The organism is Rossellomorea sp. KS-H15a (assembly GCF_024195245.1).
In the GTDB taxonomy this organism is placed as follows: domain Bacteria; phylum Bacillota; class Bacilli; order Bacillales; family Bacillaceae_B; genus Rossellomorea; species Rossellomorea vietnamensis.
Genome location: NZ_CP096886.1, coordinates 3,446,655 through 3,461,336 on the forward strand (window position 1 = coordinate 3,446,655; position 14,682 = coordinate 3,461,336).

General features: G+C 43.9%; 13 protein-coding genes. 1 reads left to right on the plus strand and 12 read right to left on the minus strand.

Annotated elements, in window-relative coordinates:
- Positions 1–25 precede the first annotated feature (25 nt).
- The 3 genes from M1J35_RS17685 to rpsU all read right to left on the minus strand — a co-directional run bounded on the left by M1J35_RS17685 (position 26) and on the right by rpsU (position 2,144).
- On the minus strand, positions 26–1,309 hold the full coding sequence (locus tag M1J35_RS17685; RefSeq protein ID WP_034757491.1) for an NfeD family protein: 1,284 nt from the start codon (positions 1,307–1,309) through the stop codon (positions 26–28).
- 200 nt (positions 1,310–1,509) lie between these two features.
- Complete coding sequence (locus M1J35_RS17690) at positions 1,510–1,956, minus strand: GatB/YqeY domain-containing protein (protein ID WP_034757488.1); 447 nt, start codon at positions 1,954–1,956, stop codon at positions 1,510–1,512.
- Between the two features lie 14 nt (positions 1,957–1,970).
- Entirely contained in the window at positions 1,971–2,144 is a 174-nt protein-coding gene (gene rpsU, locus M1J35_RS17695; RefSeq protein WP_032087602.1) for a 30S ribosomal protein S21, read from the minus strand.
- A gap of 336 nt (positions 2,145–2,480) precedes the next feature.
- Between rpsU and M1J35_RS17700 the strand changes: the two genes are divergently transcribed.
- Positions 2,481–3,413, plus strand: coding sequence for a Na/Pi symporter (locus M1J35_RS17700; protein WP_229594143.1), 933 nt, complete (start codon positions 2,481–2,483; stop codon positions 3,411–3,413).
- 27 nt (positions 3,414–3,440) lie between these two features.
- Here the strand turns inward: M1J35_RS17700 and deoC are convergent, their stop codons facing one another.
- The 9 genes from deoC to hrcA form a co-directional block, all read right to left on the minus strand.
- Entirely contained in the window at positions 3,441–4,112 is a 672-nt protein-coding gene (deoC, locus tag M1J35_RS17705; RefSeq protein WP_254651832.1) for a deoxyribose-phosphate aldolase, read from the minus strand.
- A 665-nt stretch (positions 4,113–4,777) separates the two neighbouring features.
- The gene (locus M1J35_RS17710; protein WP_254651833.1) at positions 4,778–6,442 is read right to left on the minus strand and encodes a glycoside hydrolase family 13 protein; all 1,665 of its coding nucleotides are present in this window, start codon (positions 6,440–6,442) and stop codon (positions 4,778–4,780) included.
- Positions 6,443–6,683: 241 nt separating this feature from the next.
- Entirely contained in the window at positions 6,684–8,018 is a 1,335-nt protein-coding gene (mtaB, locus tag M1J35_RS17715) for a tRNA (N(6)-L-threonylcarbamoyladenosine(37)-C(2))-methylthiotransferase MtaB (RefSeq protein WP_254651834.1), read from the minus strand.
- 5 nt (positions 8,019–8,023) lie between these two features.
- Complete coding sequence (locus M1J35_RS17720; protein WP_254651835.1) at positions 8,024–8,776, minus strand: 16S rRNA (uracil(1498)-N(3))-methyltransferase; 753 nt, start codon at positions 8,774–8,776, stop codon at positions 8,024–8,026.
- A 31-nt stretch (positions 8,777–8,807) separates the two neighbouring features.
- Positions 8,808–9,749 (minus strand): 50S ribosomal protein L11 methyltransferase, encoded by a 942-nt coding sequence (gene prmA, locus M1J35_RS17725; protein WP_034757473.1) that lies wholly within the window; start codon positions 9,747–9,749, stop codon positions 8,808–8,810.
- 24 nt (positions 9,750–9,773) lie between these two features.
- Positions 9,774–10,904 (minus strand): molecular chaperone DnaJ, encoded by a 1,131-nt coding sequence (dnaJ, locus tag M1J35_RS17730; RefSeq protein ID WP_034757470.1) that lies wholly within the window; start codon positions 10,902–10,904, stop codon positions 9,774–9,776.
- Between the two features lie 185 nt (positions 10,905–11,089).
- A complete protein-coding gene (dnaK, locus tag M1J35_RS17735) occupies positions 11,090–12,919 on the minus strand; it encodes a molecular chaperone DnaK (protein WP_079531748.1) in 1,830 nt (609 codons plus the stop codon).
- Positions 12,920–12,958: 39 nt separating this feature from the next.
- The gene (grpE, locus tag M1J35_RS17740; RefSeq protein WP_254651836.1) at positions 12,959–13,525 is read right to left on the minus strand and encodes a nucleotide exchange factor GrpE; all 567 of its coding nucleotides are present in this window, start codon (positions 13,523–13,525) and stop codon (positions 12,959–12,961) included.
- Between the two features lie 110 nt (positions 13,526–13,635).
- Entirely contained in the window at positions 13,636–14,670 is a 1,035-nt protein-coding gene (hrcA, locus tag M1J35_RS17745; RefSeq protein WP_254651837.1) for a heat-inducible transcriptional repressor HrcA, read from the minus strand.
- Positions 14,671–14,682: the final 12 nt, after the last annotated feature.

Here is a 14,682-nt window from a genome sequence, read left to right on the forward strand (position 1 = left end):
CCATAGTTTGTTACCTCCTAAAGTATTATGAAATGTCTCTTACTACAATCCTTGACCCTTCCACCTTCACAATTTTAACCTTTTCACCTGCTTTGATAAAGCCGCCTTCTGTCACTGCGTCGATTCTTTCTTCCTCCACGATGACGGTTCCGGATGGCCTTAAAGGTGTTTTGGTCACGCCGATTTTCCCAATCAAATCCAATCGATTGGCATTGGATACGTATCCGCTTTCTGTGCTGGTGGAATCGTTTAAAATGATTTTGTTAAAGAATTTCATCTTTTTACCAAACACCTTTACAAAGATAATCACTGTTGCAACGGCAATGAATAAAGCGATCAAAAGAGAGATTCCCATTTGCACCATATCGCCCCCTGCCAACATAATACTTGCAAGGATCGCCCCTATACCGAGTATCCCAGCAATTCCACCGGGGAGGAAAAACTCCGCGACTATAAGGATGATACCAATGATGAAAAGAAGAATGGTTTCGTATCCCGCAAGTCCTGCAACCAAGTGTCCATAAAAGAATAATACAAGGGAAATCAAGCCGATAGAACCGGCAATTCCAAAACCGGGTGAGTACAGCTCCACAATCAACCCGATGCTTGCCAGGGATAATAGAATCGGGACAACGACTGGATTTGTGATGAAGCGGGCGAGTTTTTCCGCGAACGTTTCATCGACACGTTTCACAGAAGATTTATCCACTCCAAGGGTTTCATACAATTCGTCGAGGTTCTTCACTGTCCCCTCTGAATACCCGATTTCCTTTGCTTCCTTTGATCCCAGTGTCAATAGTTCACCTTTTTCAATCCCCAGCTCTTCTATGACGAGAGAATCATCTGCCATGGCGAGAGCATATTGAGGATCTCTTCCATTAGACTCAGCGGCACTTTTCATGGCAGAAAGCCAGTAGCTCTGGGCTTTTTTATCCGCCGCATTCCCCTCCTGATCAATGACCGCTGCAGCACCCATCTGTCCATTAGGTACCATATAGATTTCATCTGCATGAAGGGAAATGAATGCTCCCGCAGACAGGGCATGGTCATTTACAAACGCAATCGTTTTAGCATCGATCCCATCCAGGAGCTGCCCGATATCGCCCGCGGCATCAACCAATCCCCCAGGTGTATCAATATCGAAAATGATCAGTTCCGCATTATGGTCTTCCGCATCTTTAATCGCCCTTTCCAAAAAGGCATGAAGTCCTCTTTCCACTTCCTTTTGAATGGGAATCACGTATACCCTATCCGAATCCGCGGCTGAACTGATCAACGGCTGAATAAAGCTGCACCCAAGAATCAGCATCAATAATACAAGTATACTTCTCCTCAACTTAACCCCCTCGTTTCAGGTAATATTCCTTGATACTCTATGTACGGATGACCCATTAAAAAAGTTTCATCTTTTTGAAAAAATATGTTATAAAAGTGCGCAGGTCCCCCGTTCCATCTGTAATCGGTTTTAAAAAAACCGGAAAGCATCAAAGCTTTCCGGTTTCTTTAATCTTATGATAGATGTTGAAGAACAAGTTTGTTGACGAGAGCCCCATCGGCTTTCCCTTTTAATTTAGGCATGATTGCTCCCATCACTTTGCCCATATCGGCTTTTGAAGTAGCACCTACCTCCGCTACCGTCTGTTCGACAATAGCAGAGACTTCTTCTTCTGAAAGCTGCTTAGGCATATATATTTCGACGTAAGTCAGTTCTGTTTGAATTTTTTCAACGAGGTCTTCACGACCCGCGTTTTGAAATTCCTGGAGGGAGTCTTTCCGTTGCTTCACTTCTCGAGAAAGGACAGTCAACTCTTCGTCTTCAGAGAGTTCCTGTTTCCCATGTTTGATGGCTTCATTTTGAAGTGAAGCCTTAAGCATGCGGATAACGGAAAGCTTCTCTTTTTCTTTATTTTTCATCGCTTGTTTCATATCATCATTTAAACGATTGAGAAGACTCATACTTACACCCTCTCTTAGAACTTACGCTTTCTTGCAGCTTCTGATTTCTTTTTGCGTTTTACGCTTGGCTTTTCATAAAATTCGCGCTTTCTAAACTCTTGTAAAGTTCCTGTTTTAGAAACTGAGCGTTTGAAGCGACGAAGAGCATCTTCAAGCGATTCGTTTTTACGAACAACTGTTTTTGACATCTCTCTTTCCCTCCCTCCGAACACACTACACTTACATGTTCAAGTCAAGAAATGGTTTGTACCAATTTCTTAAGACGCAGGATTATCTGACGTCCTTTACTTCACCAATTGGTTATGGCTTTGCCCTTGCCTGATTGTCACAAGGGGACAGAAAGTGTATGTCTTTCTTGGATGGATTCTTTAATATACTATAAAGAAATCCATGTACTTTGCCATTATAATATATGATATGTGTCAGGTCAACAATTTATCATAAAACACTCACATAAATAGGCATGTCTCATTCATTTCCCCCATACATTTGTAGTAGTCGTACTGGTGTACAGGAGGAATTCAATGATCTTACATGGAATCGCCTTTATTTTTTTTATCTTATGTTTTTTATTCGGCATGGCCTGGCTCAGGTCGGGGCTATTTAATATCGCAAATCAGAAGATCAAGACATGGCTTCATTATCTTACAAGCACCCCTGTGAAGGGTGTCATGACAGGTACCGTTGTAACCGCCTTTATTCACAGCAGCTCGGCGGTCATGGTCCTCACGGTGGGACTTGCTTCCTCTGGTCTGATCCCCTTCCGTCAAACCATCGGCATCATGCTCGGATCGAATATCGGGACCACTTTCACCCTTGAAATGTTTACCCTGGACATGAACTATCTCATCGTTCCATCCATGATCATCGGCTGTGTACTGTATTTTTTCAAATCTCCACAGATCAGAAGCAGCGGTATGATCTTTATTGGCTTCGGATTGATCTTCACCTCGATCCGGGCCATTCAATGGCTGGCAACGCCTTTGACGACACACGAATCATTGCGTTCTTATATGATTCAGGTCAATGAACATCTTGTTCTTGCATTGCTGATTGGATGCGTGCTGACGGCCATCATACAATCGAGTACCGTTGTGACAGGCGTGACGATGGGTTTTCTGGCTGCTGGTTCGATTGATCTCCATGCAGGGATAGCCATCATGCTCGGTGCCAATGTCGGCACCTGTATCACAGCCTTTATTGCAAGCATCGGCGGCGGCACCCAAGCCAAGCTGACGGCATACGCCCATATCTGGCTCAATGTGATGGGTGTGGCACTATTCATCCCTTTCATCCCCTTACTTGGGTCGGTTGTAGGAACGCTTGCCGACTCTGCGGATTTGCAATTGGCCCACGCCAGTGTCCTATTCAATCTTATATGTTCCCTGCTTGTTCTTCCCTTCGCCAATTCGTTTGCCCGGTTAATCGAAAAGGTCCACCTTCCAAAAAAAAGCTGAGCGGTTATCCGCTCAGCTTTTTTCACATTAATAGTCAGAATCGCTTGTTAAACCTTGGACGATTTTCACACCTGAACTCGCGCCTAAACGAGTAGCCCCGGCTTCGATCATCGATTGTGCATCTTCAAGGGAACGTACGCCTCCTGAAGCCTTCACACCGATATCAGGTCCAACCGTTTTTCTCATTAAAGCGATATCTTCAACCGTTGCTCCACCAGTCGAGAAGCCGGTCGATGTTTTCACATAATCCGCTCCCGCTTCCACAGCAAGTTGACAAGCTTTCACTTTTTCTTCTTCTGTCAGAAGACATGTTTCAATGATGACTTTAGAAAGTGCTTTTCCTTTAGAAGCTGCAACAACCGCTTCGATGTCACGTTTGACTAGCTCATGGTCACCGCTTTTCAGTGCACCGATATTGATGACCATATCGACTTCCGTTGCCCCTTTTTCGATTGCGTCTTTTGTTTCGAACGCTTTCGTTTCAGGTGTAGAAGCTCCAAGCGGGAACCCGATAACCGTACATACTTTTACTTCTGTACCGCTTAATAATTCGCTTGAATATTGTACCCAAGTAGGGTTTACACACACAGAAGCAAACTTGAATTCTTTCGCTTCCTGGCAAAGTACCTCTACTTGATCTTTTGTTGATTCAGGTTTAAGTAAAGTATGATCAATCATACTTGCAATGTTCATAGTCATTGATTATCTCTCCTTTAACAGTTGTCCGTACCTCTCTTATCATACCAAAACTAAGAGAAAAAGACGAGCACTTTATAGTATCTCCCAAAATAAAGAAAACCTTTTCATATTCTTGCAAAAGGGTTGCATCTCAATAAGCAAGCAGTAGTTGATTTCCACTCCAGATGCTCGCTTTCCGCGGGCGCGAGTTGAGCCTCCTCGGGCTATGCCCTGCGGGGTCTCAACTTTCACGCAATTCCCGCAGGAGTCGAGCATCTTCCGTTCCAATCAACTGATCCTAGAAGTATTGAAAAAGACTATAGTCATTAATATTCCTTTTTGTAAGATAGCCACCAAAAGTTAAATAATCTAGAGACTGTAGCTATCAATAATGGAGAAAATAAGAGTGAAAACGAGGCTGAAACAAAAGCGTTTTATCAAAGAAAAATCCGAACGATCATTCGAGATTCTTAATTAAAAGTCGAATTCGTTCGGATTTTTTGTTTTTGTCAAAGCATATAAAGAGTATTTAGACGAATCTAGCTGTTGATTGGAGTGCAAGACGTAGACTCCTACGGGAAAAGCGGAATAGGTGAGACCCCGCAGGAGCGTCAGCGACGAGGAGGCTCGCCTTCCGCCCGAGGAAAGCGAAGTCTTGCACGGAAATCAACAGCGGTGTAACACGATTATTTTAGTCGGTATACTCTCGCCTCGTATGGTTTGAGGGTTAATTTGCTCAATTCTCCATGGTTCTCCACTTCATAGTTGTTCAATAGAAGGTTCTCTGATGATACGTTTCGTTTACCAAGGTCACAAACAGCATTCTTTGTGGAAAGATTTGTGATGACGACCATGGATGTGTTTTCTCCAGTGCGGGTATAGGCATAGATTTGCTTGTCTTTTTCAAGGAGCAGATCATAGATTCCATACGTGAAGACGTCTTCCCTTTTCTTAAGTTGAATCATTTTCTTGTAGAAGTTCAGAATGGAGTTTTCGTCTTTATCCTGCGCCTCTACGTTGATCGTCTTATAGTTTGGATTGACTTTCATCCAAGGTGTCCCAGTTGTGAATCCGCTGTTTTCCCCTGCTGACCATTGCATCGGTGTTCTGCTGTTATCACGGGAGGAAGCCCAGATGATTTCCATGATGTCTTGATGAGGCACTCCTTCTTCACGTTTAAGACGGTATAGATTTTTTACGGCTACATCATCATAGTCTTCGATGGAAGGAAATTGAACGTTGGTCATGCCGATTTCCTGGCCCTGATAGATGAAAGGTGTCCCCTGCATCAGGAAATACATGGCTGCCATCGCTGTGGCACTTTCTTTCCAGTATTCCTTATCATTGCCCCAAGTCGAAACAACGCGGGCTTTATCATGATTTTCGATGAAGAGGGCATTCCAGCCGTTTCCTTCCAGCCCTTTCTGCCAACGCGTAAGCACCTTTTTCAATTCCACGATGTCGAGATCCGGATTGGTTTCTGCATCCCATAATCCAAGATGTTCGAATTGAAAGATCATATCCATCTTTCCGTTTTCTTTACCGACCCATAGTTCCGCTTCATCTGCTTTCACACCGTTAGCTTCTCCAACCGACATCACGTCATAATTGGCATACGTACGATCCTTGAATTCTTGAAGGAACGTATGGATCCCTTTTTGATTCATATGCATGTCAAAGGAAGAAACGTATTTTTCCTTCTTCAGATTCGGCATATCCGGCAGACCCGCACGCTTTTTGATATGACTGATGGCATCGATTCTGAACCCGTCGATTCCTTTATCCAGCCACCAATTCACCGTATCATATAGTGCCTCACGCACTTCTTCGTTTTCCCAGTTCAGATCCGGCTGCTTCGTCGAGAAGACATGCAGGAAGTATTGGTCCGTTTCTTCATCATACTGCCAGGCAGATCCCCCGAAGATGCTTTCCCAGTTATTCGGTTCTTTCCCTTTCACGCCATCTCTCCAAATATACCAATCACGCTTTGGGTTGTCCTTGGAACTCTTTGACTCGATGAACCAAGGATGCTCATCACTAGTATGATTCAGGACAAGGTCAATGATCAGCTTCATATCCCTATTATGAACTTCTTTCAATAGCTGGTCGAAGTCTTCCATCGTTCCGAAATCTTCCATGATATCCTGGTAATCCGAAATATCATACCCATTATCGTCATTAGGGGATTTATACATCGGACAGATCCAAATCACATCGATCCCTAACTCTTTAATATAATCCAAACGCTGGATGACTCCCTGTAAGTCCCCGATTCCGTCTCCGTTTGAATCCTGGAAACTTCTCGGATAGATTTGGTATCCCACTGCCTCTTTACGCCATGCCATTTTCATCGTAACACCTCATCAAAGTATAGTAAGATACAAACGCTTACATTTAATGCAATCGTTTGCACTGTTGTTTAAAAAAAAGACTCTTTTCAAATATTCCATTAACAATACCAGTTTACAACCTTCTTCTTCACTAATCAATAGATAATTCGATTCTAACCCAAAAAAAGAAAGTGGTTACAAAGTATTATTGTGCGAAAATAAATGCAAGGCACCCGAGCGAAACGTCAGGTGCCTTCATCCATTAAATGGCTGTTTTTTCTTCTGATTCTTCAAGCACGCGTACAAATTGGCCTTCATTTAGAGGATAACCCGCTTTGGTCAATTTCACTTTCACAAGCTTCCCAACCATCTCTTCGGTTGCAGGGAATACCACTTTCAAGTAGTTATCCGTGTATCCTACATAGAGGTCATCCTGATAGATTTCTTCAGGGATTACTTCAAGCACTTCGTTTTCGAACTCTGAAGCGTATTCTTTCGCTAATTGGTTCGACAATTCAATTAAACGGTGGACGCGTTCGTTCTTGATGTCTTCATCAATCTGATCGTCCATTCGTGCTGCGGGCGTGCCTGTTCGTTTTGAATAAGGGAAAACGTGAAGCTCAGAGAATTTATGCTCTTTGATGAAATGATACGTTTCCATGAATTCTTCTTCCGTTTCACCAGGAAAACCAACAATGACGTCGGACGTGACGGCAAGACCAGGCAGCGCTTTTTTAAGCTTCTCTAAACGCTCGGCAAAGAATTCCATCGTATATTTTCGGCGCATTCTTTTTAGGACCGTGTTGGATCCCGATTGAAGTGGGATGTGTAAATGCCTTACCACGATATCGGATTGATCGATCACTTCTATGACTTCATCCGTCAATTGACTCGCTTCAATGGAAGATATCCGTATTCTCTTGAGACCTTTCACCCTTTGCTCAAGATCTTTAAGGAGCATAGCAAGATTGTAGTCTTTCATGTCCTCTCCGTATCCGCCTGTATGGATTCCTGTCAGGACAATTTCTTTGTATCCTGCATCAACAAGCTGCTGAGCCTGGTGAATGACTTCTTCAGGATCGCGGGATCTCATTAATCCGCGTGCCCATGGAATGATACAGAACGTACAGAAATTGTTGCAGCCTTCCTGGATTTTAAGGGACGCACGGGTACGGTCCGTGAATGCCGGGACATCCAATTCCTCGTATACCCGATTTTTCATGATGTTTGTGACGCCATTGATCGGTTGACGTTCTTTTTTGTATTCCTCGATATACGTAAGCATTTTCCTGCGATCCTGTGTGCCGACAACGACATCGACTCCGGGGATGGCCATGATCTCTGCTGGGGACGTTTGGGCATAGCACCCTGTTACACAGATGACTCCGTCAGGATTTTTCCGGATGGCACGGCGGATGACCTGCCTGCTCTTCTTATCTCCTGTGTTGGTTACGGTACATGTATTGATGACATACACATCTGCGATCGAGTCATATTCTACACGTTCATATCCTTCTTCTTTAAATAGTTGCCAGATGGCTTCAGTTTCGTAGTGGTTCACTTTACACCCTAGAGTGTGAAACGCTACTGATGGCATTGCAATCACCTCATAAGTTCTAATTGATAGCTGATGGCTGAGAGAACATACAATGGAGCAGTCTCCGTTCGGAGGATCCTCGGGCCAAGGCCGCATGTAAGAAAGCCCCCGCTTTTCAACAGCTCTATTTCTTTCTCCGATAGTCCACCTTCAGGGCCGAATACGACCAGTACACTTTGCCCGTTACCGATGGAGGACAACATCTTTGACAAGTTCCCTTTCTCACCGGCGCGTGCTTCTTCTTCATATGCGACAAGTTTATAATCGAACTGACTTCCTATTTGAATCAATTGTTTCATTGAAACGGGTGCAGAGACATCAGGGACGAGAAGTCTATGGGACTGTTCTGCCGCTTCCTTCACGATCTTTTCCCATCGCTCTGTCTTTTTCTTTGCTTTTTTTTCATCCCATTTCACAATGGAGCGATCCGCATTAAAAGGGATAAATTGAGTGGCTCCAAGCTCTGTTCCCTTTTGGAAAATCAACTCCAATTTATCCCCTTTCGGCAGTCCGCTCGCAATGGTTACTTTAATTGGTAATTCTTTCGTCGATGTTTCCCATTGTACTATTGATAGCTTCACTGAGTCACTGGTAATCGTTTCAATACGGGTGATCGCTGATGCCTGATCCTTGAAGACAACGAAGACTTCATCCTGTTCCTTCATCCTCATGACACGGACAATATGATGATAATCATCTCCCGTAATCATAATCGGATCATTTTCTCGATATAAGTCTTCTATAAAATATCGTTGCATACAGTTTCAACTCCACCGTTTTTACTTTGTTTTATTCAGGCTTGACCGCGATGATCGCAACCCAGTCTTCCATTACCATGATCTCTTCGATCTGGAAACCGGCAGCCTCCAAAGAGTCACGTACTTCCTGCTTTTTAGGCTGGATGATTCCGGAAGTGATAAAGTATCCACCCGGCTTCACAAGCTCATATGCATCTTCTGTAAAGCGCAGGATGATTTCAGCCAGGATGTTCGCCACGATTACATCAGCCTGCCCGGTCACCCCGTTCAATAGATTATTGGCATCCACCGATACCGTTTCCTGTACTTTGTTCAGCTTAACATTCAGCCTTGCTGAACGAACCGCAACTTCATCCAGGTCATATGCACGTACCTGGTCTGCAGCCAATAGAGCCGATGCAATGGATAACACACCTGAACCCGTACCCACATCAATGACGGAATCATGTTCTTTTACGATCCGCTCAAGTGCCTGGATACACATGACGGTAGTGGGATGCGTCCCCGTTCCAAATGCCATGCCAGGATCCAGTTCAATGATGAGTTCATCACTATGAACCGGAGTATATTCTTCCCAGGTTGGGACAATCGTAAATTTATCGGAAATCTTCACCGGGTGGTAATATTTTTTCCAAGCCGTCGCCCACTCTTCCTCATTTACTTCAGAGATCTCCACTTTGTTTTCACCAATGTCGATATCATACGTAACGAGATTCGTGATGCCCTGTTTGATCTCGTCAACGGTTTCACCAAGGAAACTATTGACGGGCAGATAGGCTTTGACCATGACGCCGTCAGTTGGGTAGTCATCAGGGTTGAGTTGGTAGATCTCCCCGAACATATCTTCTCTTTCCTTAACTAATTCGGCAGGGTCTTCAATGACCACACCGCTTGCCCCTGATTCGTGAAGAATGTTTGAAATCGGCTCAATCGCTTCATTCGTTGTAAGAATACTGATTTCTGACCATTTCATTGATCTACCAACTCCGCTCTTTAGTTATTCGCCTTTAAAGGCCTTTTTTACTTTATCAAAGAAGCTTTCATGCTGTTCATCAGGGATTTGACCGCTGATGTCTGCAAATTCTCTCAATAATTGTTTCTGCTTATCCGTCAATTTGGAAGGCGTGACCACTTTCACCTGTACATGCTGATCCCCAGTGCCGTAACCACGGACATTCGGAACCCCCTTGCCTTTCAAACGGAATCTCGTACTCGTCTGAGTTCCTGCAGGGACTTTCAGCTTTACTTTACCGTGTAGGGTCGGTACCTCAATTTCATCACCCAATGCTGCCTGTGCGAACGTTACAGGCATTTCGCAGTAAATGTCATCTCCGTTACGTTCGAAGAAATCATGTGAACGGACGTGGAAAACCACATACAGGTCACCTGCAGGGCCGCCATTGATACCCGGTTCCCCTTGACCTGTCACCCGGAGTTGCTGACCATCATCGATACCAGCAGGAATTTTGACCGCTATCTTACGACGTTTCTGTACTTTACCCGCACCGCCACACGTTGAACATTTTTCCTTGATTTGCTTACCTGTACCGTTACAGTAGTGACAAACCCTTCTGTTCACAATGCGGCCGAATGGTGTATTCTGCTCGACATTCAATTGACCGGATCCATTACAGTGAGAACATGTATTGACCTTTGTCCCGGGCTTCGCTCCCGAACCATGGCATGTATCACACTCTTCTTCTCTCGGAATTTCAATTTCGGTTTCTTTCCCGAATACCGCTTCTTCAAATGTCAGAGACATCGTGTATTGAAGATCCGCTCCTTGACGGGGAGCATTTGGATCTCTTCTGCGGCCTCCGCCGCCTCCACCGAAGAATGTATTGAAAATATCCTCGAAACCGCCGAAACCGCCGCCGCCAAAGTCTGCGCCGCCGCCGAATCCCTGGTTAGGGTCCGTGTGTCCGAAACGATCATACTGAGCGCGCTTCTGATCATCACTCAACACTTCATACGCTTCCGATATTTCTTTGAACTTTTCATCCGCATCCGCTTCTTTATTAATATCCGGATGATATTTTTTGGAGAGCTTGCGGTATGCTTTCTTCATTTCGTCTTTTGAGGCGTCTTTTCCTACCCCAAGAACCTCATAATAGTCCCGTTTACTCATTAAAACACCACTCCCGAATCCTTTGCATAAAGGTTATTTTAACATTGAGCTTCGACTATTATCAATAAAAACTCAACATTCCTTACTTTAGTTTGTGTCTGTTGATTGAAGGTTTCCTTCAATCATAGAAAAAGTCAAAGCCAAGAACCGCCCTGACTTTGACTTTTTCGTTCGTTTACACCTGATTATTTCTTGTCGTCATTTACTTCTTCATATTCAGCGTCGACCACATCGTCATCTTTCGAAGCTTCGCCTTCAGCGCCTTGAGCTGCCTGAGCTTCCGCTTGAGCCTGCTCATATAGCTTCATCGTTAAGCTTTGAACGATTTCCTGCAATGCGTCTTTCTTTTCGCGGATAAGATCAAGATCATCTTTCTCGATCGCTTCTTTCAGTTCAGCTTTCGCATCTTCCGCTTTTTTCACTTCATCTTCTTCTACTTTGCCTTCAAGATCTTTTAACGTTTTTTCCGTTTGGAAAACAAGTTGGTCGGCTTCGTTGCGAAGTTCAACTTCCTCTTTACGTTTCTTATCTGCTTCGGCATTTTCTTCTGCTTCTTTCACCATGCGTTCTACTTCATCATCTGAAAGGCCAGTTGAAGACTTGATTGTGATGTTTTGTTCTTTACCTGTTCCAAGATCTTTCGCACTAACATTCACAATACCGTTCTTATCGATATCGAATTTCACTTCGATTTGTGGTACGCCGCGTGGTGCCGGTGGAATGTCCGCTAATTGGAAACGTCCAAGCGTTTTGTTATCGGCAGCCATTGGGCGTTCACCTTGTAATACGTGAATGTCAACAGCTGTTTGGTTATCTGCAGCAGTTGAGAATGTTTGAGATTTAGACGTCGGGATCGTTGTGTTACGCTCGATCAGCTTCGTGGATACGCCACCCATTGTTTCAATACCAAGTGAAAGTGGTGTAACGTCTAGTAATACAACGTCTTTTACATCTCCAGTCAGAACTCCACCTTGGATCGCTGCACCCATTGCTACAACTTCGTCAGGGTTAACACCTTTAGATGGCTCTTTACCAGTTTCTTTTCTAATCGCTTCCTGAACGGCAGGGATACGAGTTGATCCACCAACAAGGATGATTTTATCGATTTCGCTTGCAGAAAGACCAGCATCTTTCATTGCTTGACGAGTTGGTCCCATTGTACGCTCTACAAGGTCAGAAGAGATTTCATCGAATTTCGCTCTTGAAAGAGTCACTTCCAAGTGAAGAGGTCCTGCTTCTCCAGCCGTGATGAATGGAAGTGAAATTTGAGTTGAAGTCACTCCTGAAAGATCTTTTTTCGCTTTCTCAGCTGCGTCTTTTAGACGTTGAAGAGCCATTTTATCTTTAGAAAGATCGATTCCGTTCTCTTTCTTGAATTCAGCCACAAGGTAATCGATGATCACTTGGTCAAAGTCGTCTCCACCAAGACGGTTGTCACCGGCAGTCGAACGTACTTCGAATACTCCGTCACCAAGTTCAAGGATGGATACGTCGAATGTACCGCCACCAAGGTCGTATACAAGGATCGTCTGGTCTTGATCCATTTTGTCAAGTCCGTAAGCAAGTGCTGCAGCAGTCGGCTCATTAATGATACGCTCAACTTCAAGACCTGCGATTTTACCTGCGTCTTTTGTTGCTTGCCGTTCTGCATCATTGAAATAAGCTGGTACTGTGATAACCGCTTTTTCAACTGTTTCCCCAAGATAATCCTCTGCATATGATTTCAAGTGTTGAAGGATCATAGCTGAGATTTCCTGTGGCGTATATTCTTTTCCTTCTGCTTCTACTTTATGGTCCGTTCCCATGTGACGTTTCACTGAGATGATTGTGTTAGGGTTTGTGATTGCTTGGCGCTTTGCTACTTCCCCAACTTGCTTTTCACCATTTTTGAACGCTACGACTGAAGGAGTTGTGCGGTTTCCTTCTGCGTTTGCAATGACCTTCGGCTCTCCGCCTTCTAGTACTGATACACATGAGTTTGTTGTACCTAAGTCAATACCGATAATTTTACTCATAGTAAGAATCCTCCCTGTTTTATATATGTAATGTCTTGTTTATTGACTGACCTTCACCATAGAAGGACGAATTACTCTGTCTTTCAGTTTGTATCCCTTTTGGAATTCCTCGACAACGATATTACTATCGTAGTTTTCATCTTCCACCTGCATCACAGCTTGATGCATATGAGGGTCAAACTCCTGACCTACCGCTTCAATCGGTTCCACTCCCTCTTTCTTAAGGGCTTCTACAAGACTTCTGTGAACCATTTCCATTCCTTGAAGCAGTTGTTTCGTTTGCTCATTATCAGCTTCTATATTCAAAGCACGTTCGAAATTATCCAGTGCCGGTAATAGTTCCGTAATCAGTCCTTGAGCACGATATTTTTCCTTCGATTCGTTTTCCACGTTAATGCGACGGCGGAAATTATCGAAATCCGCTCTTAAACGAAGATAACGATTTTCAGACTCATTCAGCTTTTCCTCTAATTGTGAAAGCTCATCTGATTCTTGCTGCTCTTCAAGCACTTCATCCGCTTGAGGTTCTTCAGCGAATACTTCTTCCACCGCTTCGCCTTTTTCCTCTTTCGCTTGCTGCTGCTCTTGTTTCGTTTCTTCAGACATAACATTCACCTCCTTAAAAATGTGATCCTTTAAAGCGCTCATATGAAGGCTCCGAAACGTCTGTAGAGACGCACTTTCGGGGCCTTATTTTCCTTTATACAATATGTCCACTAATCCCCGCTTTGATACAGCTTCGTCAGAACCTTGGACATATCGTTTGAGAAGAAATTAAGTAAACTGACGACACGGGAATACTCCATCCGGGTAGGCCCGATGATCGCAATGGAACCTAATTGTTCTTTGCCAATTGAATAAGTAGCGGTTATGAGACTGCAATTCTCCATAGCAAGATGATCGTTTTCTTTCCCGATCTTAATGTTCACACCTGTGGCAGATGGGCGGATCAGGTTATAGATGCTCTCTTCCTGTTCAATCATTTCAAGAAGCATGCGGACCTTTTGTACATCGTTGAATTCAGGCTGATTCAGGATATTGGTCTTACCTCCGAAGAACAGCTTATCCGTGACCGTTGGATTAAAGGAATCCGTTAGGGAGTGGAGGATAAAATCATAATTCTGTATATGCTCTTTGAGTAAAAGAGCGACTTCCTTAAAGATTTTATCGTTCAGCTCACTGATCGGAGCACCCGTCAAGCGGTCATTTAATATGTGTACAAGCTTTTCAAGCTCGGAGGCATCCATTGTGGGCGGGATATGGAACAGCTTATTTTCAACATGTCCGTTATCCGTGACAATGATGGCAATGGCCGTATCTTTGTTAAGGGGAATCAGTTGAATTTTTTTCAACTTGTTTTCCTTTAAATCAGGCCCTAATACAATGGTTGTATAATTGGTCAGCTCTGAAAGGATCTTCGCCGATTTCTGAACCACTTTCTCCAATTCATACATGCGCTCGGTAAAGATGGAGCGTAGTGCATGCACATCATTCTTCTTTAATTTCTGTGGAGAAAGCAAGTGATCCACATAGTATCGATAGCCTTTTTCTGACGGTACGCGACCTGAGGATGTGTGGGTTTTTTCGATAAAGCCCAAATCCTCAAGATCTGCCATTTCATTTCGGATCGTAGCCGAACTGAATGAGATCTCATCTTTTTTAGATAAGCTCCTCGAACCGACAGGCTGGGCAGAAAGAATAAAATCATCAATGATCACTTGAAGAATTAGAAGTTGTCGATCTGTTAACAACGTTCATCACCC

Coding starts and splice junctions, on each gene's coding strand:
- M1J35_RS17685 (WP_034757491.1), bottom strand. CDS start 1,309: ATGCTGATTCTTGGGTGCAGCTTTATTCAGCCGTTGATCAGTTCAGCC.
- M1J35_RS17690 (WP_034757488.1), bottom strand. CDS start 1,956: ATGAGTCTTCTCAATCGTTTAAATGATGATATGAAACAAGCGATGAAA.
- rpsU (WP_032087602.1), bottom strand. CDS start 2,144: ATGTCAAAAACAGTTGTTCGTAAAAACGAATCGCTTGAAGATGCTCTT.
- M1J35_RS17700 (WP_229594143.1), top strand. CDS start 2,481: ATGATCTTACATGGAATCGCCTTTATTTTTTTTATCTTATGTTTTTTA.
- deoC (WP_254651832.1), bottom strand. CDS start 4,112: ATGACTATGAACATTGCAAGTATGATTGATCATACTTTACTTAAACCT.
- M1J35_RS17710 (WP_254651833.1), bottom strand. CDS start 6,442: ATGAAAATGGCATGGCGTAAAGAGGCAGTGGGATACCAAATCTATCCG.
- mtaB (WP_254651834.1), bottom strand. CDS start 8,018: ATGCCATCAGTAGCGTTTCACACTCTAGGGTGTAAAGTGAACCACTAC.
- M1J35_RS17720 (WP_254651835.1), bottom strand. CDS start 8,776: ATGCAACGATATTTTATAGAAGACTTATATCGAGAAAATGATCCGATT.
- prmA (WP_034757473.1), bottom strand. CDS start 9,749: ATGAAATGGTCAGAAATCAGTATTCTTACAACGAATGAAGCGATTGAG.
- dnaJ (WP_034757470.1), bottom strand. CDS start 10,904: ATGAGTAAACGGGACTATTATGAGGTTCTTGGGGTAGGAAAAGACGCC.
- dnaK (WP_079531748.1), bottom strand. CDS start 12,919: ATGAGTAAAATTATCGGTATTGACTTAGGTACAACAAACTCATGTGTA.
- grpE (WP_254651836.1), bottom strand. CDS start 13,525: ATGTCTGAAGAAACGAAACAAGAGCAGCAGCAAGCGAAAGAGGAAAAA.